General features: G+C 48.1%; 26 protein-coding genes, 1 tRNA gene and 1 pseudogene. 17 read left to right on the top strand and 11 right to left on the bottom strand.

Annotation, left to right across the window (positions count from 1 at the left end; all coding sequences use genetic code 11):
* Nucleotides 1-55: 55 nt before the first annotated feature.
* Genes L0U89_RS06065 through L0U89_RS06045 form a run of 5 tightly spaced genes read left to right on the top strand, consistent with a single transcriptional unit; the run spans nucleotide 56 to nucleotide 4,286 of the window.
* A complete protein-coding gene (locus tag L0U89_RS06065) occupies nucleotides 56-1,294 on the top strand; it encodes a dihydroorotase (RefSeq protein WP_234860712.1) in 1,239 nt (412 codons plus the stop codon).
* Nucleotides 1,295-1,807, top strand: coding sequence for a DUF4199 domain-containing protein (locus tag L0U89_RS06060; RefSeq protein ID WP_008631828.1), 513 nt, complete (start codon nucleotides 1,295-1,297; stop codon nucleotides 1,805-1,807).
* A gap of 7 nt (nucleotides 1,808-1,814) precedes the next feature.
* Nucleotides 1,815-2,360: a DUF4199 domain-containing protein gene (locus L0U89_RS06055; protein ID WP_234860711.1), complete on the top strand. Its 546-nt coding sequence runs from the start codon at nucleotides 1,815-1,817 to the stop codon at nucleotides 2,358-2,360.
* A gap of 1 nt (nucleotide 2,361) precedes the next feature.
* On the top strand, nucleotides 2,362-3,324 hold the full coding sequence (locus L0U89_RS06050) for a glycosyltransferase family 2 protein (RefSeq protein WP_234860710.1): 963 nt from the start codon (nucleotides 2,362-2,364) through the stop codon (nucleotides 3,322-3,324).
* On the top strand, nucleotides 3,324-4,286 hold the full coding sequence (locus L0U89_RS06045) for a glycosyltransferase (RefSeq protein ID WP_234860709.1): 963 nt from the start codon (nucleotides 3,324-3,326) through the stop codon (nucleotides 4,284-4,286). Before L0U89_RS06050 ends, L0U89_RS06045 begins: the two co-directional genes overlap by 1 nt.
* Here L0U89_RS06045 and L0U89_RS06040 read toward each other — a convergent pair.
* Nucleotides 4,283-5,044: a class I SAM-dependent methyltransferase gene (locus tag L0U89_RS06040; protein ID WP_234860708.1), complete on the bottom strand. Its 762-nt coding sequence runs from the start codon at nucleotides 5,042-5,044 to the stop codon at nucleotides 4,283-4,285. The two genes, L0U89_RS06045 and L0U89_RS06040, sit on opposite strands and share 4 nt — an antisense overlap.
* Nucleotides 5,045-5,174: 130 nt before the next feature.
* On the opposite strand from L0U89_RS06040, the gene L0U89_RS06035 reads away from it, so the two are divergent.
* The gene (locus tag L0U89_RS06035; protein ID WP_234860707.1) at nucleotides 5,175-6,065 is read left to right on the top strand and encodes a TolC family protein; all 891 of its coding nucleotides are present in this window, start codon (nucleotides 5,175-5,177) and stop codon (nucleotides 6,063-6,065) included.
* Here the strand turns inward: L0U89_RS06035 and L0U89_RS06030 are convergent.
* Genes L0U89_RS06030 through L0U89_RS06015 form a run of 4 tightly spaced genes read right to left on the bottom strand, consistent with a single transcriptional unit; the run spans nucleotide 6,062 to nucleotide 8,085 of the window.
* The gene (locus L0U89_RS06030; RefSeq protein WP_008631814.1) at nucleotides 6,062-6,247 is read right to left on the bottom strand and encodes a type II toxin-antitoxin system antitoxin; all 186 of its coding nucleotides are present in this window, start codon (nucleotides 6,245-6,247) and stop codon (nucleotides 6,062-6,064) included. The genes L0U89_RS06035 and L0U89_RS06030 overlap by 4 nt on opposite strands.
* The gene (locus tag L0U89_RS06025) at nucleotides 6,237-6,734 is read right to left on the bottom strand and encodes a hypothetical protein (protein WP_234860706.1); all 498 of its coding nucleotides are present in this window, start codon (nucleotides 6,732-6,734) and stop codon (nucleotides 6,237-6,239) included. Before L0U89_RS06025 ends, L0U89_RS06030 begins: the two co-directional genes overlap by 11 nt.
* Nucleotides 6,735-6,747: 13 nt before the next feature.
* Complete coding sequence (locus tag L0U89_RS06020) at nucleotides 6,748-7,233, bottom strand: hypothetical protein (RefSeq protein WP_234860705.1); 486 nt, start codon at nucleotides 7,231-7,233, stop codon at nucleotides 6,748-6,750.
* 3 nt (nucleotides 7,234-7,236) lie between these two features.
* Complete coding sequence (locus tag L0U89_RS06015) at nucleotides 7,237-8,085, bottom strand: SPFH domain-containing protein (RefSeq protein WP_234860704.1); 849 nt, start codon at nucleotides 8,083-8,085, stop codon at nucleotides 7,237-7,239.
* A gap of 155 nt (nucleotides 8,086-8,240) precedes the next feature.
* Here L0U89_RS06015 and L0U89_RS06010 point away from each other — a divergent pair, with 155 nt between their 5' ends.
* Complete coding sequence (locus tag L0U89_RS06010; RefSeq protein ID WP_234860703.1) at nucleotides 8,241-8,477, top strand: hypothetical protein; 237 nt, start codon at nucleotides 8,241-8,243, stop codon at nucleotides 8,475-8,477.
* A complete protein-coding gene (locus tag L0U89_RS06005) occupies nucleotides 8,416-8,808 on the top strand; it encodes a type II toxin-antitoxin system PemK/MazF family toxin (RefSeq protein WP_369413241.1) in 393 nt (130 codons plus the stop codon). Before L0U89_RS06010 ends, L0U89_RS06005 begins: the two co-directional genes overlap by 62 nt.
* A gap of 143 nt (nucleotides 8,809-8,951) precedes the next feature.
* On the opposite strand, the gene fabG is transcribed toward L0U89_RS06005, so the two are convergent.
* Nucleotides 8,952-9,698, bottom strand: a complete 747-nt coding sequence (gene fabG, locus L0U89_RS06000; protein ID WP_234860701.1) for a 3-oxoacyl-[acyl-carrier-protein] reductase — start codon at nucleotides 9,696-9,698, stop codon at nucleotides 8,952-8,954.
* A gap of 239 nt (nucleotides 9,699-9,937) precedes the next feature.
* On the opposite strand from fabG, the gene lpdA reads away from it, so the two are divergent.
* The 4 genes and pseudogenes from lpdA to L0U89_RS05980 all read left to right on the top strand — a co-directional run.
* Entirely contained in the window at nucleotides 9,938-11,338 is a 1,401-nt protein-coding gene (lpdA, locus tag L0U89_RS05995; protein ID WP_234860700.1) for a dihydrolipoyl dehydrogenase, read from the top strand.
* A 198-nt stretch (nucleotides 11,339-11,536) separates the two neighbouring features.
* Nucleotides 11,537-11,986 carry a DUF2721 domain-containing protein gene (locus tag L0U89_RS05990; RefSeq protein ID WP_234860699.1) on the top strand — a complete coding sequence of 150 codons (450 nt, stop codon included), beginning with the start codon at nucleotides 11,537-11,539 and terminating at the stop codon, nucleotides 11,984-11,986.
* A 152-nt stretch (nucleotides 11,987-12,138) separates the two neighbouring features.
* Nucleotides 12,139-13,164, top strand: coding sequence for a threonine aldolase family protein (locus tag L0U89_RS05985; protein ID WP_234860698.1), 1,026 nt, complete (start codon nucleotides 12,139-12,141; stop codon nucleotides 13,162-13,164).
* Between the two features lie 9 nt (nucleotides 13,165-13,173).
* Nucleotides 13,174-13,527: pseudogene (locus L0U89_RS05980) on the top strand (efflux RND transporter permease subunit); the annotation flags it as partial.
* Between the two features lies 1 nt (nucleotide 13,528).
* Here L0U89_RS05980 and L0U89_RS05975 read toward each other — a convergent pair.
* From L0U89_RS05975 to L0U89_RS05955, 5 genes are all read right to left on the bottom strand, one after another.
* Nucleotides 13,529-13,783 (bottom strand): Txe/YoeB family addiction module toxin, encoded by a 255-nt coding sequence (locus tag L0U89_RS05975; RefSeq protein WP_234860697.1) that lies wholly within the window; start codon nucleotides 13,781-13,783, stop codon nucleotides 13,529-13,531.
* A gap of 13 nt (nucleotides 13,784-13,796) precedes the next feature.
* Nucleotides 13,797-14,048 carry a type II toxin-antitoxin system Phd/YefM family antitoxin gene (locus L0U89_RS05970; RefSeq protein ID WP_234860696.1) on the bottom strand — a complete coding sequence of 84 codons (252 nt, stop codon included), beginning with the start codon at nucleotides 14,046-14,048 and terminating at the stop codon, nucleotides 13,797-13,799.
* A gap of 135 nt (nucleotides 14,049-14,183) precedes the next feature.
* A tRNA-Leu gene (locus L0U89_RS05965) sits at nucleotides 14,184-14,267 on the bottom strand.
* A gap of 113 nt (nucleotides 14,268-14,380) precedes the next feature.
* Nucleotides 14,381-14,677: a putative quinol monooxygenase gene (locus L0U89_RS05960; RefSeq protein ID WP_040478872.1), complete on the bottom strand. Its 297-nt coding sequence runs from the start codon at nucleotides 14,675-14,677 to the stop codon at nucleotides 14,381-14,383.
* Nucleotides 14,674-15,453 carry an SAM hydrolase/SAM-dependent halogenase family protein gene (locus L0U89_RS05955; RefSeq protein ID WP_234860695.1) on the bottom strand — a complete coding sequence of 260 codons (780 nt, stop codon included), beginning with the start codon at nucleotides 15,451-15,453 and terminating at the stop codon, nucleotides 14,674-14,676. Before L0U89_RS05955 ends, L0U89_RS05960 begins: the two co-directional genes overlap by 4 nt.
* 104 nt (nucleotides 15,454-15,557) lie before the next feature.
* Between L0U89_RS05955 and L0U89_RS05950 the strand changes: the two genes are divergently transcribed.
* From L0U89_RS05950 to L0U89_RS05930, 5 genes are all read left to right on the top strand, one after another.
* On the top strand, nucleotides 15,558-16,544 hold the full coding sequence (locus tag L0U89_RS05950) for a PhoH family protein (protein WP_234860694.1): 987 nt from the start codon (nucleotides 15,558-15,560) through the stop codon (nucleotides 16,542-16,544).
* Nucleotides 16,504-16,953, top strand: a complete 450-nt coding sequence (locus L0U89_RS05945) for a GNAT family N-acetyltransferase (RefSeq protein WP_234860693.1) — start codon at nucleotides 16,504-16,506, stop codon at nucleotides 16,951-16,953. Before L0U89_RS05950 ends, L0U89_RS05945 begins: the two co-directional genes overlap by 41 nt.
* Nucleotides 16,954-16,982: 29 nt before the next feature.
* Nucleotides 16,983-17,519, top strand: a complete 537-nt coding sequence (locus tag L0U89_RS05940; RefSeq protein WP_234860692.1) for a DUF3575 domain-containing protein — start codon at nucleotides 16,983-16,985, stop codon at nucleotides 17,517-17,519.
* A gap of 90 nt (nucleotides 17,520-17,609) precedes the next feature.
* Nucleotides 17,610-19,547 carry a ComEC/Rec2 family competence protein gene (locus L0U89_RS05935; RefSeq protein ID WP_234860691.1) on the top strand — a complete coding sequence of 646 codons (1,938 nt, stop codon included), beginning with the start codon at nucleotides 17,610-17,612 and terminating at the stop codon, nucleotides 19,545-19,547.
* 69 nt (nucleotides 19,548-19,616) lie between these two features.
* Complete coding sequence (locus L0U89_RS05930) at nucleotides 19,617-20,396, top strand: enoyl-CoA hydratase/isomerase family protein (RefSeq protein WP_234860690.1); 780 nt, start codon at nucleotides 19,617-19,619, stop codon at nucleotides 20,394-20,396.
* The last annotated feature ends 1 nt before the right edge of the window (nucleotide 20,397 follow it).

Here is a 20,397-nt window from a genome sequence, read left to right as displayed (position 1 = left end):
GATTTCCCTTTCATTTTTTGGAATATTGTTGCAGTTTTGCACAAACCTTTTCGCCATGGCTGTATTGCTCCGATCGCTCAGACTTGTAGATGCCCAACAGATTCATTCCCCAAAAAATTATGTATTTACAGGCAGCGAAATTGTAGAGGAGCAGGCGGCAGGTGGCGTCCATTGCAAGGAGACAATCGACTGTTCGGCATATCTCGGTTCACAAGGATGGATCGACCTGCGCTGTGCATCCGGCGATCCTGGCGAAGAATACCGGGAATCCTTGGAATCCCTCGGAAAGACCCTTCCAGCAAGCGGCTTCACCAAAGCGGTGTTGATGCCCAACACCAGGCCTGCCATCCAAACCAAAAACGAGATAGAGTACCTCCGCAGCAAGGCTTCAGGTTGGTTACCCGACCTTTTGATACAGGCGGCGGCGACCAAGGATTGCTTGGGTGAGGATTTTACAGACATTCTTGACTTGCATCAGGCAGGCGCCATGGTCTTCGGAGATGGTACCCATCCCATTTCCAATCCTGACCGGCTACTCAAAATCCTCCAATACCTCCAAAAATTTGACGGAATTCTGTTTGACCAAAGCTACGATCCGCTGTTGGCGCTTTTTGGACAGATGCACGAGGGCATCGCCTCCACCATGATCGGCATGAAGGGTATTCCCAATCTATCAGAAGAAACAGCAGTCCACCGAAATTTGGAGATTCTCAAATATGCGGGTGGAAGACTTCATATCCAGACCGTAAGCACGCCGGGAGCTGTAGAGAGCATTCGAAAGGCCAAAGCGGCTGGACTGAGAGTGACTGCGGACGTTTCACTTTACCAGTTGTTGTTTTCGGATGAAGACCTTTCGGATTTTGATACCCACCTCAAGGTGATGCCACCGTTCAGGGGTGCCGAGGAGCGTGCGGCCCTCATTGCCGGTCTCAAGGACGGCACCATCGACGCGATCGTTTCCAACCATCAGCCGCAAGACTTTGACGCCAAACATCTGGAATTTGACTTGGCGGCATTTGGCATGATCGGATTGCAGACATTTTTGCCGGGGTTGGTGGAGTTGGAAAAAGAACTGGGCTGGCCCTTGTTGATCAAAAAAATCACGGATGGACCTGCCAAGGTATTGGGATTGGGAGCTCGATTCGACAGCCTAACGGTATTTGACCCGAAAGAAAGCTGGACCTATGATGGGAAAAGCAATCTTTCGCTTTCCGCGAACTCCCCTTGGCTTGGCAAAACCCTCCAAGGAAAAATCAAATTGGTGATCAACAAACAAAAGCTTGCCAAATTCTAAATGAAAAAATATTGGGAGGCGAGTTACCGCTTTGGGCTAATCGGGGGGATTTTTTCGGTGTTGGCATTTTTGGTGTTCCATTGGATGGGATTGGATCCGACCAATCTCAGCATGTTGTTTGGATACGTCATGATTCCTGTGTTTGTCTTTTTGGGAATAAGGTTTTTCAAAAAATACGTCAACCAAGATTGGCTAAGCTTCGCAGAAGGGATGACCATTGGATTTTTGATATACACGCTTTTTGCGTTTATCACCGCAATGGGGATTTGGATCATTTTATCCTTTAATTCGACACTTTTTGCTGAGCTGAAGGATAAAAAACTGGGTATTTTGGAGAGCAATAAGGACATGATCGTTTCCCAGTTGGGACAGGAATCATTCGGGACGACTTTGGCCAAGGTCCAGGAAATGGTGCCTTGGGACATTGCGTTGAATGATTTTATCTGGAAAATGATCCCCGGATTGTTCTTTACGATCATTATTTCAATAATTTTAAGGAGAACCAACAACTAACTGAATTATGGAAAATCAACAAACACCAGTCAAAGCAGGCCTCAATGCAGGATTGATTCTCGGAATCGTTTCTGTGGTCCTCACGTTTCTCATTTACTTCATTAGCCCGGAGAGTCTCGCTTCATTCTCCACCGGAATGGTCATCCTAGCCATTTTTCTAGGGGCCTTAATTTATTTGGGCATCCAGTATAGAAAGTCCATCGGAGGATTCATGGATTTTGGAACTGGGTTTAAGTTCGCGTTCATTGCGCTAATCATTGCCGGCCTAATTGGAATTGTAGGCAATTTCCTGCTTTACAATGTGGTTGACCCTGAGCTTCCGGGAGTATTGGTGGAGGCACAACTCGAAACAACCATGGCGATGATGGAGCGTTTTGGTGCTGCGGATGCGATGACTCCCGAACAGATGGATGAAATCAGAAACTCAGCCGCCTCCAATTTTACCCTCCTCGGCCAGTTGAAAGGATTCGGTTTTGCCCTGATTTTCTACGGTATAGTAGCATTGATCGTAGCCGCCATCATCAAAAAAAGAGACAAGTCGCTAGACTATTGATATGATCCAGATTTCTGTCGTCATCCCCGTGTACAACGAGGAAGAATCATTGGCCGAGCTGCACAATTGGATCGTGCGGGTCATGGAAGGCCATGCTTTTTCCTACGAAATCATACTCGTGGATGACGGCAGCAATGATGGTTCTTGGCGACAGATCGAAAAGCTCGCCGACCTCAATCCCTATGTCAAGGGCGTGCGTTTTGGCAGAAATTACGGTAAGTCTGCTGCCCTCGACATGGGCTTTTCGAAGGCCGAAGGCGACGTGGTGATCACGATGGATTCCGACCTTCAGGACAGTCCCGACGAAATCCCCGAATTGTACGATATGATCGTGAAAGAGGGCTGGGAAGTGGTATCTGGCTGGAAGAAAAAACGCCACGATCCGATTTCCAAGACCTTGCCTTCCAAATTTTTCAATGGCATCACGCGAATGATTTCGGGTATCAAGCTGCACGATTTCAATTGTGGATTGAAGGCCTACGACAAAAAGGTAGTCAAAAACATCCACCTCTACGGCGAAATGCACCGCTACATTCCGCTCATTGCGAAGTGGAGCGGGTTTACGAGGATCACGGAAAAGGTAGTAGAGCATCGTCCGCGGAAATACGGCAAGACCAAGTTTGGCCTGGAGCGTTTCCTTTATGGATTCCTGGACTTGATCTCCGTTTCCTTTGTCAACCGCTACAAGAAGCGTCCGATGCACTTTTTTGGCACGCTCGGGACCTTGTCATTCCTGTCGGGTTTTGTCATCACGGTTTGGTTGATTTCTGAAAAAATCTATGGACTATCCAGAGGCCTCAAAGTCCGTGACATCACCGCGCAGCCACTTTTCTTTTTGGCACTCGTGGCGCTCATTGTGGGCGTTCAGTTGTTTTTGACGGGATTTTTGGCTGAAATGATGATCTCCAACACCAGCCGCAAATTGGACTACAACATCGACAAGGAGCTAAACTTCAGGGGCTGATGGAGTTTTCGGTGATCGTTCCGGTCTATAACCGCCCCATGGAAATCCGGGACTTGCTCCAAAGTCTCCGTCAACAGCTTTTTCGCGACTTCGAGGTGATTATCGTTGAAGACGGTTCCGACGCCACTTGCGAGTCGATTGTCGATTCCTACCGCGACAGCCTTTCGCTGCAATACCTCTACATCCCCAACCAAGGGCAGGGCTTTGCCCGCAACGAGGGAATGAAACTCGCCAAAGCCGGCTATTTCGTGTTCTTTGACTCGGACTGCATCATTCCTGCCAACTATTTTCAAGACCTGAAACAGGCGATAGCAAGTAGAAATTTGGACGCCCATGGCGGCCCCGACGCGGCGGCTTGGGATTTTTCACCGATGCAAAAAGCCATGGATTTTGCGATGACCTCCTTCTGGACGACAGGTGGCATCCGTGGCAAACTCCGGAATCCGGCCAAGTACCAGGCAAGGGGATACAATATGGGTTTTTCGAGAAAGGTTTGGGAATCGGTCGGTGGATTTGCCGATCCCAATCGCGCCGAAGACATCGAGCTCAGCATGCGGATCAAAAAGGCGGGGTTTCGACTGGAACTCGTCGAGGAGATTTTTGTCTATCACAAACGCAAAAACACCCTGTCGAGCTTTGCCAAGCAGGGTTTTTCTTTTGGACGCAACCGGGTGCATGTTTCGCGGTTTCATCCGGGAGCGATCAATGCAGTACATCTTTTGCCGCTGCTTTTTGTGCTTTTTTTGGCCAGTATGCTGGTGACGCCCTTTGTTGACCCACTGCTGTTTCTGATTCAGTTTTTGCTGCTGCTTGCTTGGTCCGCCGCGGTGATTACCTCCGCGCTGGAACGACACAAAAGCCCAATGGTCGCTGGGCTCGCCTGGGTCTGCTCGACGGTCCAACTGAGCGCCTACGGTTTGGGCCTTGGTCTGGAATTGCTGAAAAAGCGGATGAAGGGCTAGCCTTTGGTGCAATAAAAAATAATCTCGTCCGGGGGAAGTGCATGCTTTGCCACGGTCGCGGCGTCAAGGGTTTTCACAAAATCATTTTCATCAATTGCCAATCCAGATTTCCGCAAGCGCGCTGCATAGTCTTTGCCATATTTGCGAACGTGGTCCCGCTGTCCAAAAAGCCTTTCGCGCTCAGCCGGATCGGTGATGGTTTTGTCCTCAATTGTTTTTTCCAATGGATACACGGGCGATTGGATAATCCCCCAACCGTTAGGTTTGAGGACGCGGTTGATTTCACGGCAGGCTTGGATATCATCGTCGACATGCTCGAGGACATGGTTGCAGAATACCACGTCGAAGGTATTGTCCGCAAAAGGGATCGCATGTACGTCCATCTTCACTTTTGCCAAGGGTGATTCGATATCGGCGGTGACATAATCCAAGTTTTTCATCGCTTCCATGCGGTCGATAAAGCAAAGCTCGGGGGCGATGTGTAGGACTTTCAGGTCTGCTTGGAAGAAGTTGGTTTTCTTTTGTAAAAAAAGCCACATCAATCGGTGGCGCTCCAATGCCAAGCAATGGGGACAAAGGGCATTTTCACGGGCTACCCGACCATAAGGAAGAAACCTGCGATAGGAATGGCTGCATACGTTGCATTGGACGGTATCGCCGCGGTAAAATACCGCCATCACCCGCAGAAAGAAATGGGAAACCAACTGCAGGTATTTCCTTGGGATAAATCGGATCACAAAGCTGATCAAGGACTTCATAGGAGATCAATGAGCCCGCAAATTAGCAATACATTTTTTCTTTGGCGGAAAAAATAACAAAAATGCCTAACTGATTCGTTTGATTTGGTTTTTTGGCTACTTTAGCTTGTGAGATCAACTTTGTTTTGATATGAAAACCTATCGACTGCTGCTTGTTTTGTTGCTTTTTTCTATTGAGGGGCTGGCCCAGGAAAAGGCCTTATACGAAATGGGCAGCACCTTCGAGGACAAACTCCTGCAGATAGAGCTGGCGATGTTGACCTCCAAGCAGGAAGCCGCGCAAGCAAAGGTCAATCTCGAAACAAGCTCCTTGCGCTTGAAATCAAACCTCGGCCTCAATGAGTCGGCCGAGATTACCTTGCTCAGTCCCCAAGAATATCCAGTCTTCCCGGTTGATGTGGACAAAGCAATCTCGCTGGCATTTGAAAACAGGGCCGAGGCATTGGGATTCGAAAGGAGAAAACTGGAAGCGGATGCACAGGTAGCCGAAGCCAAGGGAGAACGCATGCAAATGAACTTGGCAGCCAGCTATGGCCTTAACAATGCCGCACTGACTTGGGCGGATATTTACAGAAATCCCGACAATCAAGCCCTCGTCAACCTCGCGCTGTCTGTCCCAGTGTTGGATTGGGGCCGCAACAAAGCCCGTATGTCACTGGCACAAGCCAATAAGAAACTGGTGGAATATGAAGTCGCGCAAGAGGTCATCAATTTTGAGCAGGAGATCTTCACCAAAGTCAAAAATTTCGAAATGCTGGAAGAGCGGCTCTCCGTGAGCAAGCTTTCTTCCGAAGTGGCCCAAAAAAGATACGACCTTGCCGTCAAGCGCTATCAGACTGGCAATGTCTCCCTCACTGACCTCAATATCGTCCAACAGGAAAAAGACAGCAGCAAGCGATTGTATGTCGGCTCATTGAGGGACTATTGGCTGGCCTACTTTGAGTTGCGGCAATTGACACTGTATGATTTTGAGTCAGGCCAATTGCTCTATATTCCGGAAGTGGAAGACACCAAGCCCTAGTTACCTGAATTTGGCTGATCGGGACTTTGCTGTTTTGGGAGGCGTCCCGATTTTTTGAGTGCCTCATAGATGATCCATTCGATCTGCCCATTGGCGGATCGAAACTCATCTTCTGCCCATTTCTCGACAGCCTGCATGAGCTTTTCGTCTATTCTCAAGGCAAAAGGTTTCTTAGCCGCCATGGTTTCGGAATTTAAAGGCGTCAAACTCTTGGATTATCCTCGCTGCTTCCTGTGGCTTTTGGGTACCGAGCTTAAAGCTTTTGTCCTTGGTGCGAACAAGCAGGCCTTGGTTTCCCCGAACATTGTACAACCAATATTCAAAATTGGTGCGGATTCCCCAGCCTCCATATTCCTTCAGAGAATTGAATGTTTTCAACTCTATAGATTGGATGTCACTCCAGTGATAGGTTCTCCAGCGCCAAATAAACGGCAGATAACGGTATTGCAGCCTGCCATTGCCAATTCTCGTTTGCAGCCTTAGGGTGTAGAGAATACCCATGGCCAACAGGACAACCACCACGCCAATGCCAATGCTACTCAGTTGCGAAGGGTCAATGCTCTCTTGGCTCAGCAAGGGCCAAAGCACAACTGTCAACACTCCAAACAGGAGGAGCCAAAGCCACCATTGGGTAATTCTTTGGGTTTCTTTGAAAATATAATTTGCCATTGGACAAGCGAGCTTAGGTAGTTGATTCTGATTTCCAAAGGTCCAGGACAGCTTCCATCTCGCGCGGTTTTCGGGTACTGAAGGCATACTTTTTCCCGTCCGCATCCAGTTCCAGTACCCAATCTGTAGAGAAAATAAATGCTTTGGTTTTCGGTGAAACACGCGGCCCCACTCCTCCAAACTCCATCATACCATCAATTTTCCTAACCTTGGGGTTTTGGATACTTTCTATGGGAATAAATTTCCATTTATTAACAAATGGGAAACTCCTGAATTTCAAACCGCTTCGATCCAAATGAACCTCAAGGCTGAGACTGACAATAAACCAAGTCACAAGTCCGAGAATGAAAAGGAAAATGGCAACCGGAAGAAAGCCATCCTCGCCAAACTTTCCCGTCCACCAAAAGACCAACATGAGGATAAGCGTGGGAACCTCCACCATCAAGATGACATAGACGATGAAGGAATCCCGCAGACTCTGTTGCTCATTAAAAACCATAGCCTATTGATTGAGTGTACCTACATTCAGCACAGGACTTGCGGAGCGATCGGAGCAAAGCACCACCATCAGGTTGCTGACCATGGCCGCCTTTTTGTCTTCCTCAAAGTCAATGATGCCCTTGATCTTGAGGTCTTCGATGGCCATTTCAACCATGCCTACGGCGCCGTCCACAATCGTCCTGCGCGCTGCAACAATAGCCGTGGCCTGTTGTCTTTGGAGCATGGCTGAGGCAATCTCGGAAGCGTACGCAAGGTGGGAAATACGCGCTTCGATGACCTTGATACCTGCATGGTTGAGGCGCTCGGTGATCTCAGCCTCGAGCGAATGGTTCACTTCCTCCACGCCCGACCGCAATGTCACCTCCGCATGCTCGTGCTCAAAATCATCGTAAGGGTACAATCCAGCCATTTTCCGCACGGCGGCATCGGTCTGTAAGTGGACAAAATTCTCATAATCCTCCACATCAAACGTCGCCTTGAACGTATCCTGCACCTGCCATACAACGATCGTACCGACCATGACCGGGTTACCGATTTTGTCGTTGACCTTCAGCGGCTTGTTTTCAAAGTTGCGGACACGGAGCGAAATCTTCTTTTTCGACATAAAGGGATTGACCCAGAAAAAGCCGTTATCCTTCACGGTACCCTTGTAAGCACCAAAAAGCAGCAGCACCATGGACTTGTTGGGTTCGACGATAAAGAAACCTGGTAGCGTGAGTATCAGTGACAATCCGAGGATCGCTCCCAGCAAATGCCATTCATTGATAAATGCAAAAGCCGTGGCAGGAATCAGCGCTATCGCGACCAATACCATCAAGTAGCCAGATAGGGGTTTGGTTATTTTTTCCATATTGATTTGATATTATTTTGATATCATTGCAATATACATGGTTTGTTGGAAAAAGGTTGTGAATCGTCTGGTTTTTTTTCAGGGTTTGGCCGAAGCAGTCCACATTTCGAGATTATGGATTTAGATTTGGTTATATTTGTTTAAATCCCAACTCAATGAAAGCTATAGAAATCAAGGCTAAGACTGATAAGAACGGAAATCTTTTGATCTCAGAAAAACTGAATATCTCCAATCGAGAGGTACGTGTTTTGATTTTGGTCGACGAAGAAGAAATCGATGAAAAGTACTGGCTAGGCGCAGTCGCGACAAATCCCGCTTTCAATTTTTTGAATGAGCCTGAGGAGGACATTTATACTACCAAACATGGAACGCCCTTTGACGACTCGGAATAGCATTGTTTTAGTTCCTTTTCCTTTTGATGATTTTTCGGCAACAAAAGTCAGACCCGCGCTTTGTTTGACTGACAGCATTGGTGATTTCGATCATGTTGTCATTGCATTTATTTCTAGTAAAGTGCCGAATGAATTGGAGGAAACTGAAGTTTTGATAGCCATAGATTCAGTAGATTTTTTCGATACCGGACTTTTGGTCAGCTCGGTTTTGAAACTTCATCGCCTTGTGACGGTCCCCAAAGCTTTGATTCAAAGAAGACTTGGCTTCGTGGGAGACAACTTGGAGAAAGAAATAGCAAAAAAATTGAAATCCTTGTTCCATTTGGAATAGCTAATCCAACAGCACAAAAATTAACTGCGCGGGAGAAAAAATTCGAGAATTTGGACACTCCTGCTTGTTGGATTAGACAAAAAAACCGCGCAATACTATTGAGCGGTTCCATTTCTTGCTTCTCGGTTCTTGAATATAGCTTCTTAAGTCAGCATCGCACCATCCACCTGCAGCACCTGACCTGAAATGTAGGAACTCATATCAGATCCCAAGAATACACAGGCATTGGCTACTTCTTCGGCTTGGCCGCCACGCTTCATCGGAATCGCATCCCGCCAGCCCTGTACGACTTTTTCATCCAAGACACCAGTCATTTCCGTTTCGATAAATCCCGGCGCGACCGCATTGCTGCGAATATTTCTGGATCCCAGTTCCAAGGCAACGGATTTGGTGAAACCGATAATCCCGGCTTTGGAGGCGGCATAGTTGGCCTGTCCGGCGTTGCCTTTGATACCGACGACGGAGGTGATGTTGATGATCGAGCCGGCCTTGGCCTTCATCATGGGACGGGTTGCGGCTTTGACCGTATTGAAGCAGGACTTCAGGTTGACGTTGATGACTTCATCCCAAGCCTCCTCGGTCATGCGCATCAGGAGGTTGTCCCGGGTGATGCCCGCATTGTTGACCAAGATATCCAATCCGCCGAATTCAGTAACCACGGCATTGACCAATTCCTCAGCGGCCTTGAAGTTTGATGCATCAGAGCGATAGCCTTTGGCTTTGATGCCAAAAGCTGCCAGTTCATTTTCCAAAGCTTGGCCTTTCTCGACGCTCGAAAGGTAGGTAAATGCCACATTGGCGCCTTCTTTGGCATATTGGATGGCAATCGCCCTGCCGATTCCCTTGGATGCCCCGGTGATAAGGGCTGTTTTTCCTGTTAATAATCCCATTTTCAAAGTTTGAAAGTGAATAAAGACCAAAGATAGTTTTTCTCGCAGAGAGCGCAAAGGTGCAAAGAGCGCCCAATCCTCCAATTCCAGATTATTTCAAAAATATCGTGGCACGCTTCACACCTATACCTAAGTATTGCTTGCCGTCTTTGCGTGAAGCCATTCACCATCGGGATTTTTTTCTCTCCCCAAAAGCCCTAATTTTGCCAAGCAATTTTGAAAATTAAACCTCAAAAGATATGTCTTCAACTAAATACGATGTGATTGTTTTGGGTAGTGGTCCGGGAGGATATGTGGCTGCCATCAGGGCTACCCAATTGGGTTTGAAAACCGCCGTGGTGGAAGCTGCGGAATTGGGCGGAATCTGCCTCAACTGGGGCTGTATCCCTACTAAGGCCTTGATCAAAAGTGCGCAGGTGTTTGAGTACATCAACCATTCCGAAGACTACGGCATCAAAGTCAAAGGAGCGGAAGTGGACTTCCCGGGCATCGTCAAGCGTAGCCGCGAAGTGGCTGGCGGTATGTCCAAAGGCATCCAATTTTTGTTGAAGAAAAACAAAATCGACCAACTCCTTGGTTGGGGAAAAGTACAGCCAGGCAAGAAAGTGGAAGTGGAAGACAAAGACGGCAAAAAGACCGTCTATGCCGCCGACCATATCATCATTGCTACGGGCGGCAGGGCTCGCGAGCTTCCCGCACTCAAGATCGATAATGAGAAAATCGTAGGCTACCGAAAAGCCATGGTCCTCGAAAAGCAGCCCGCCAGGATGGTCGTAGTAGGTTCCGGAGCGATCGGCGTTGAGTTTGCCTACGTCTATGCATCGCTTGGAACAGAGGTGACGATCGTCGAATTCCTCGACCGCATCGTGCCCAACGAAGACGAGGAAGTTTCCAAGGCTTTGGAAAAAATCTACAAAAAAAACGGCATCAAGATCATGACCTCCACCGAAGTCACCTCAGTCGATACCAAAGGAAAAGGCTGCAAGGTGACCGTGAAGGATAAGAAAGGCGCGGAATCTGTCATCGAATGCGATATCGTACTTTCCGCAGTCGGTGTGGTTTCCAACGTGGAAAACATCGGCTTGGAAGACGTAGGTATCCTTGTTGACAGAGGCAAGATCAAGACAGACGAATACTACCGCACCAATATGCCTGGCTACTATGCGATCGGAGACGTGACGACAGGACCTGCCTTGGCGCACGTGGCATCCGCGGAAGGTATTATTTGCGTCGAAAAAATCGCCGGCCACCACCCCGAGCCTTTGGACTACAACAATATCCCCGGCTGTACTTATTGCATTCCGGAAATTGCCTCAGTAGGTTATACAGAAGCTAAAGCAAAAGAAGCCGGCTACGAGGTGAAAGTGGGTAAATTCCCCTTCTCCGCCTCAGGCAAGGCCTCAGCAGCTGGTGCAAAGGACGGTTTTGTCAAACTGATCTTTGACGCGAAATACGGTGAATTGCTCGGCGGACACATGATCGGTGCAAACGTGACGGAGATGATCGCAGAAATCGTCGCGATCCGCAAACTGGAAACCACGGGCCACGAATTGATCAAGACGGTCCACCCGCACCCAACCATGTCGGAAGCCATCATGGAGGCTGCAGCGGCCGCCTATGACGAGGTGATCCACCTGTAATTCTTCTAAGACCAACAGCCATCAAAACACAAGGCCAAACAATCGGCCTTGTGTTTTTCTTTTTCAGCCAGGCTTCATCAGGTCTCTCCAGAATTGGCACCTTGTAAGCGATGAAGATCCTTTGGGTATTTCTAAACAAAAGAATGCCTACCTTTCAGAAACTGGCCTGCACATTTGTCAATCATCAAGACGAAGAAAATGGAACTGCAAATCTCCACTCCCGCCCTACTCTTTTCTGCCATCACGCTGATGATGTTGGCCTTTACCAACCGGTTTTTGGCGATCGCAAACCTCATCCGCGGGCTTCACAAGAAATACCTCGAAAACCCGCAGGAAGACATCATCATCAGCCAAATCCGAAACCTCAAACTCCGCCTCAGCATGATCAAATACATGCAGCTTTGCGGGGTATTGAGTTTTCTGCTGTGCGTAGTCTGCATGTTTTTGATCTTTACCGGAAGGCAGGAAGCAGCCAATCAGGTATTTATAGTGAGCATGCTTACCCTATTGGTTTCACTTGGCATTTCCCTGATGGAGATATTCATATCCACCAAGGCACTCAACCTGGAGTTGGGCGACATGGAAAAACTCTTCGAAAAGCGAAAATCAGGACTGGACTTTTGGTTCAAAAAAGACAAAGAGGAATAGGCTATCAAAGGGGGCCTGATCATTTCCCAAGCCCTCTGATAAGGATTCCATTGAAATTCCCTCCAATTCTTCCCATATTTCCCAGACAGACCTGCTATTTTCCAAAAACACAACTCCTCTAGGCTGGTCTCAAATCTCACGTCTCATGTCTCATGTCTCTACCCATTATTGACCTCCGCTCCGACACCTTGACCAAGCCTACCCCTGCGATGCTGGAAGCCATGTTTTCGGCCCCGGTGGGCGACGATGTTTTTGGGGAAGACCCGACCGTCAATGCCCTGGAACAGAAGCTTGCCGATATGTTTGGCATGGAAGCAGGACTTTTTTGCCCCTCGGGCACCATGACCAATCAGATTGCGATTCGCCTGCACACAGGGCCACAGCAGGAGGTGATTTGCCATGAGTATTCGCATATCTACCTCTATGAGGCGGGCGGTATCATGGCCAATTCCCGTGCCTCGGTCAAGTTGCTGCCGGGGGCTTATGGCAAAATCACCGCCACCGACATCGCTGCAGCCATCAGCCTCGACGATGTCCACGCCTGTGAGACGAGTTTGATTTCCTTGGAAAATACCATGAACAAAGGCGGTGGCAGCATCTATACCTTGGAGGAAGTCAGGCCTATCCGGCAACTTTGCCTGCAACACGGCATCAAGCTGCACCTGGATGGGGCAAGACTCTTCAATGCCTTGGTCGTTAGCGGTGAAAGCACCCAAGCCTGGGGGGGCGAATTTGACACGATTTCGATTTGCCTGAGCAAAGGACTAGGCTGTCCTGTCGGCTCGGTCTTGTTGGGCAGCAAAAGCGATATCAAACGCGCCCGCAAAATCCGCAAATCCTTCGGTGGCGGCATGCGGCAGGCAGGATTTTTGGCCGCAGCTGGTATCTATGCCCTCGACCACCATATCGACCGCCTAGCCGAAGACCATGCGCGGGCGCGCGAGGTGGGGCGGATTTTGGAAAATCACCCCCTCGTCGCGGAAGTATTGCCCGTCCCGACCAATATCGTAATCGCGCGGCTGCAAGGAATCACCCCTGCCGACCTGCTCCAAAAACTCGAAACTCAGGGCATCAAAGCCGTCCGCTTCGGCAAGGATTTGGTACGATTCGTCACCCATTTGGACTTTGGGGATGCACATTTGATTGAATTTGAAGCGAGGATGGGGAAGATTGTGTAAATACCTCTTGATTTTTACTTCGACCAAGGAGGATATGCCGCCTTTGTGTTGTTGGGCGGGCTATCGGTCTATGCCGGTATCTTTATCGTCAATGACCTCAACAACAAGACCCGCGGCTCCTACAACCGGAACATCATCAAGGCACTTGGCGGGAAAGCAATTCCGATCCTGCTGACCGTGCTATCGACCTGCTTTGGCTTGGTACCATTTATTATGGAAGGGCAAAATGAGATTTTTTGGTTTTCCCTCGCGATCGGTACCATTGGAGGATTGGTGTTCAGTTTGGTCGGGGTGTTTGTGGTGCTTCCGGTGCTGTTGTGGAAGAGGGGCAAAAAAGGTTCTTCGGCCCAAACCCTGCAATGATTTAATAATGGTACCTACACTGAAGGATATAGATCGAGTCGTTTTCGACCCGATAAACCAATCGATGTTCCAAGTCGACACGCCTTGACCACCATCCCGCGAGATTGTATTTCAGTGGTTCAGGCTTACCCGCCCCTTGAAACGGACTTCGCTCCACTTCCTTGATCAAAGAGTTTATCTTTCTCAGGACTTTCTTGTCGGTTTCTTGCCAATACAAATAATCCTCCCACCCGGTACTTAAAAAGATTATTTTCATTTTAGAAAAAAAATTATTCGAGAAGCCGCTTTTCCTCACCGAGACCCTTTTCAAACTCCTCAATTCCCTTCAACAGACGTGCAGCGTTTTCGGGGCTTTTCAGTAGGTAAAAGGTCTCTTGCATGCTTTCATAGTCCGATTTGGACATGACGACTACATCTTCACCATTTGACCTGGTGACAAAAAGCGGTCGATGATCTGAAAACACCTTATCCAAAAAGGTCCTTAGATTTTGCCTGAAGTTGGTATAATTGGTAATTTCCATGGGATTTGTTTTTGCGAAGGTAGTAAAACTTTAAATATGTACAAAAACCTGTACGGTTCTTCTGGCGAGGCGCCAGTCGGAACACAATGCGGAAGAGACAAAACAAAAAAAGCCCGCATCGCTGCGAGCTTTTCGTACCCAGGGCCGGAGTCGAACCGGCACGAGTGTAACCTCATTGGTGTTTGAGACCAACGCGTCTACCGATTCCGCCACCTGGGCATGGTACGCACCTGCCTACCGCAGGCGGGTCTGATCTGATCAGACTTGGTTTTTCCGTCGCTTTTCGAACGGGATGCAAATATGGACAAAGATTTAATTCCCCGCAAGGGCAATCAAGGCAGTTCCTCGATTTTTTTGGCACTGAAAGCCATGGGTTTTGCAGCAAACAAAGTCTTAGTATAGCCCCAAACCGTTTTAAATAATTCAGAATCACGGTATTGGTTGAGAGCTTCCTCCGATTCCCAATGGCTGTAGGTGATAAAAATATTTTTGTGGTGCTCATCCTGCCACAGCTCCAGATACCGACATCCGGGAAAATTTCTGATTTTCTCCTTGTTTGATTTGAAATTTTGCAGGAAATCATTTACCCGATCTTGCTGGAAAGTCATCCGTACCACACGTAAGATCATGCTGTCGGGCTATCAAAATGAATAAACACGGGGCTATCATGCCGAAGCCCCAACAGATCCGCTCCATGGCCTTGGTTGATACCTATTTCGAGCAAATCAACGCTGTTAAAAAACGCGAAGCAATCCCCCGCCTCCACATTGTCGTAGGTTTGGTGCAGGGTTTGAAGGCTTTCACGTCCAAATTCCAAGGAAAACTTTCCCGGATTGAGTTTTTCGAAAACATCCCTAGTGATGTTGGTGATCAGGTTTCCGTAATTGTCCACTCTGATTACATGCCCGATGATTTGCTTGCGACTGGCTTTGAATTGCCGTGGGATCATCTTTTTCAGTTGTGGAAGCGGGCTACCAAAGTCATGCAGATCCATCCCGGAGGCAACTTTGGCTGCAATCGGGGCCAAAACGTCCTTGACGGGAAATGTACTTGCCCTCACGTGGGCTTCCGAAAACCGAACCACAATCCCGGGATCGACATCCGAAAGTAGGCTCAACACGCCATTGTTTGGACCGAGGAAGATATGTTCATCGAGTTTGATCCCCACATAGCCATCGGTATTTGCACTTGTGCTGTTCATCGCCAAGAGGTGCACTGTACCCTTCGGAAATTCCTTGTATACTGACTTGAGTACAAAGGCCGCGTGGGCAAGATCGTAGGGGTCTATCTGGTGACTGATGTCCACGACGTTTAATTGCGGATTGATGGACAAAATCCTTGCTTTGACCGCCGGCACATAAAAATCCCCAAGTCCAAAATCCGAGGTGAATGTGATCAGCGCCATGGAAGCAAGTCTGTTAAAATTTTGTATTTTTGCGATAGGTGTGAACAAAAATAGGAATTTTATCCTTTCACCTTCATCAGGCTTCACAATTCAACTCCAACAGATTGGTAGAAAAGGTCATAACTTTAGAAAATATTCCGCTTCTCGATTTTTTGGGCACCGAGAATGAAAACATCCGCCAGGTGGCAGCTGCTTTTCCCCAATGCAAAGTGGTGTCGCGAGGCAATGAAATCCGAATCCAAGGACGAGCTCCCGAAATTCTCCGGATCAACGACGTAATCAATATGCTGCTGCAGCACGTGCACCGTTTTGGGCATATTACCCCAGACCAGATCAAGGAATATATCAATCTTGAAAACGCACCCTTTATCGAGAGCCAAAATGATGATGTAATTCTTTTTGGCAACAAAGGATTGGTCATCAAACCAAAATCCGCCAATCAGAAAAAACTGGTAGATGCGGCCTTCAAAAACGACTTGGTTTTTGCTTTGGGTCCAGCAGGTACAGGCAAGACCTACATTGCGGTGGCATTGGCTGTGAGGGCTTTGAAAAATAGGGAGGTAAAGCGCATCATCATCACCCGGCCGGCCGTGGAAGCAGGAGAAAACCTTGGATTTCTCCCGGGTGATCTGCAGGAAAAACTTGACCCATACTTGAGGCCGATTTATGATGCCCTTTCGGATATGGTGCCACCCGAAAAACTGAAGTTTTACCAAGAAACCCGCGTCATTGAAATCGCTCCCTTGGCCTACATGCGCGGCAGAACGCTTCATGATGCTTTTGTGCTCTTGGATGAGGCTCAAAACACTACAAGTGAGCAGATCAAAATGTTTTTGACCCGGATGGGCCCTAATTCAAAAGTGATCATCACCGGCGACCAAACACAGGTTGACCTACCCAAAAGACAAAAATCCGGGTTGCGCGAATCCCTCCATGTCCTCCGTGATGTCAAAGGAATAGGAATCGTCAACCTCAGCGGAAAAGACGTCATCCGACACAAACTGGTCAAATCCATCATCGAAGCGTATGATAGGCATGATGCCCAAAAAGATGAAAAACGAGAAAACAATCCAAGTCCAGAAAATCAATAACCCGGAGCAATTGCAGACAGCATTTTCAATCCGGGAAGTAGTCTTTGTCATCGAGCAGGAAGTAGATCCAAGCGAAGAGTATGATGAATTTGAGGATATTTCGGTGCATTTTCTGGCGACTGTAGATGGGAAGCCGGCAGGTACGGCCCGATGGAGGTTTACGGACAAAGGCGTGAAGCTGGAAAGGTTTGCAGTCCTGAAGCCGATGAGGGGAATTGGGGTTGGCTATGCGTTGGTAAAGGCAGTGGTCGAGGATATCGCGGAGCACCCAGAAAGTAAAGGCAAGAAACTGTATATGCATGCACAATTGGACGCCATGCCACTTTATGCGAAGTTCGGGTTCCAAAAAGTTGGCGAAATGTTTGAGGAATGTAACATCCAGCATTACAAAATGGAGTTATATTTGTGAGTTAGACTTAGTTTTAAAAAAGATTCCGTATGAAAAAAATTGTTTTAGGATTGCTCTTTTTCCTGGCGTTTCAATTCACGACACGGGCACAGGCCCTCGAAGACCCAAAAGGGGAAGTTAGACTTAACTTTCTGAATTTAATACTGCTGGGTTCGGTCGAACTTGGGTATGAGTACTTCACCAACCATGACCAATCTATTGGTGTTGAATTGCATCTCAACGACCGATTTGGATACTTCTTTACAGATGATAATCAAGACTTCTCTGCAACGTCCCTCCTGTTTTCCTATAATTTTTATTTCGCTGGCAACGAAGCAGGGAAACTCTACATTTCACCCTATTTCAAATATCGATTTGGGGAATTCACAGAGGTGGTAAACACTAACACAGTGACCACCAGCATGAACGGGGCATCTATCGGACTTATCGGCGGATACCGTTGGAATTACAACAATTTTGCCTTTGGTCCATTTGCAGGAATCGGTAGAGGATTCAACCAAACCGTCAATGACCGATTCTCCGCTGTGGAATTCAAGGCAGGATTTAACGTCGGCTACAGATTCTAAGCCGTTTGAAACGCTTAATGTCTTTTAAGAAGGGGCCCACAAGCCCCTTTTTGTGTTTTTGTGCATAGATTCAGAGAAAAGGATTGCCACATGGCTTTTTCTGAATTTCCATTTGTTCGTTATACCCTGTTCACGATTCTTGGGATTTGCAGCTACCCGATTTTTTGGGAAACAGAGCTGCTTTGGTTGATTTTGGCAGTATCGGTCCTTTATCTGGCATATGGCATTTTGGTGATCAACAACAAACTAAGACGAAGATTCCGATTCCGCATACTGATTCCGGCATTGGCTTATGCTCAGCTCTTTGTGGTCGGAATTTTGGCTTGCCATCTTAACGACATTCGTCTGGATGAAAAAAATCTGATCAACCATTCAGGGGAACTGTCCTATTTTATCGGAACTACCCTCGAATGGGACGAACCTAAGGCAAGGTCAAAAATGAATAGGGTGAAATTAAGTCATGGGTTTGGCCAAGTGGGCGGCGAGCTCCAAGGTGAAATCGTGGTATATCATCAAGCGGATTTGCTGCTACGACCGGGACAAGTCGTCCTGCTAGCCGGCAGCCCCAGACCAATAGCCACTCCCGCAAACCCGGGCCAATTTGATTACCAAGCATTCATGTTGATGCAGGGGGTCTCGCATACCCACTATGCCGGAAAAAACATTGGCATATTGGGAGAAGTCCAGAGCCAGCCGATTTTGGATTTTTTCTCCTCGGTACGGAGGGCAATGCTAGGGCAGATTGAAAACCACATCAGTGAACCCTCCTCAGCACAAATTGCCAAGGCCCTGCTGCTTGGTTATAAAAAGCAAATGGATCCTGAAATCAGCCAAGCCTACTCGGCTACGGGAGCGATGCACATTTTGGCAGTTTCGGGTCTTCATGTGGGGATCATTTACGGTTTCTTTTTTCTGTTTGTGAAGCCCAATCGGCTCAAATGGCGGGCCAGAGTAGCATATCTTTCGCTTATCATCTTGTTAATCTGGAGCTATGCTTGTATCACGGGCCTTTCCCCATCCGTACTCCGTGCCGCGACGATGTTTACCTTTATTGCTTTCGCACAAATGCAGTCCAGAAGCCCTTCCATTTTCAATCCGATCGCATTGTCCGCAATGATCTTGCTACTTTTTGATCCCTTTTTGCTTTTTGCGGTTGGTTTCCAATTGTCCTATTTGGCACTGCTGGGTATCCTGCTGATCCAGCCGCTTTTGGTCCGGATCTGGCTTCCGCCCTATCGCTGGCTGGAATACTGTTGGCAAATCAGTACTGTCGGGATCGCTGCACAGCTTGCCACGTTTCCCGTATCGGCTTACTACTTCCACCAATTTCCAAGCTACTTTATCCTCTCCAACCTTGTGGCGATTCCAGCTGCTTTCCTGATCATGGCAGTGGGCATTCCTTTCTTGTTGTTGTCTTCTGTGCCGATTGTTTCCTCGGTTTTGGCTTGGCTAACAGACTGGCTGATCCGCGCGATGAACTTCCTCATATTCTGGATGGGATCATTCCCTTGGGCAAGTGTCCAAGACATACATTTCGAGCTATGGGAGATTGGGCTTTACGCAACGACCATCGCCACGGGTATCTTTCTTTGGAATTTTCCGAAAAGAGCTACTGCCTGGGCCTTTGTCTGCCTTTTGGGAATTATGGGAGGTGCACGAGTCGTCAATCTCTTTGTCAGAAGCCAAAACAATGAAGTCACCTGGTACGCACTTCAAAAAGGAAAAGCCATCGACATCAGTGTTTCCGGCCAACTTTGGACCTGGGACACCGGCGATGCCAAGGAAATCGAATTCAACGTCAAACCCAACAGAAGCCGAACCAGCAGCGGCACTGTGTATCCCCTTTTGAGCTTTGAAAAAGATGGAAAATCATACCTCTTGGGCCCAAATGGCATGGGAATGATTGAACCTAGTCCCGATGTTGTGCGGAAAAAGAACATAATTTTCGCTTGGGAAAATGGCGCTTGGGTCCCGTTTCGGGCAGACTCGGGAACAAAACCCCACGCTGCCCTCAAGGCCCAACTTTGAGGCTAGTTTTGGTGGTAAGCGATGAGTCCTCTATCTTACCTTTGCTTTTGAAAACGCTCATTTGGACCCATGGAACAGCAACCAGTTTTGATCAAGATCGACAAGCGCATCGGCTATATCACCCTCAATCGACCGGAAAAACGCAATGCCCTCAATGAAGAAATGGTCGATTCGATCAAAGTGGCATTAAACATGTTCGAAAAGGACGAAAGCGTCAAAGTCATCATCCTGAGGGCAGAGGGAAAAGCATTTTGTGCTGGGGCAGATTTGGCTTATTTGCAGCAATTGCAGGAGAACTCCTACGAAGACAATCTTGCCGACAGCCGAAGCCTGAAGGATTTGTTCCAAAAAATCTACACCTATCCCAAAATCATCATCGCCCAAGTTCAGGGTCATGCCCTTGCGGGCGGCTGTGGATTGGCTTCAGCCTGCGATTTTTCCTTTGCGGTCCCCGAAGCCAAATTTGGCTACACCGAAGTGAGGATCGGTTTTATCCCCGCGATCGTATTGGTTCTTCTGCTCCGCAAATTAGGAGAAGGAAAAGCAAAACAGCTGTTGTTGTCCGGCGAGACCATCACCGCAGCAGAAGCCAGGGAAATGGGCCTGATCAATTGGATTGTCGAAGAATCCAACCTATCCGCTACCGTGGAAGCATTTGCCCAAAATCTGATCACCCAAAACTCCGGCGAAGCCATGGCCCTCACCAAGGAAATGATCGGTCGGGTACAGGACCGTGACCTAGAAGATGCATTGGAGTACGCCGCATCCATGAATGCCAAGGCGCGGGGTTCCGAGGATTGCCAAAAGGGTATCGCCGCATTTCTGAACAAGCAACCGATCCAATGGTAAG

This window comes from Mariniradius sediminis (assembly GCF_021491425.1).
Taxonomy (GTDB): Bacteria; Bacteroidota; Bacteroidia; order Cytophagales; family Cyclobacteriaceae; genus Mariniradius; species Mariniradius saccharolyticus.
This window is presented reverse-complemented; position numbering and strand designations above follow the sequence as displayed.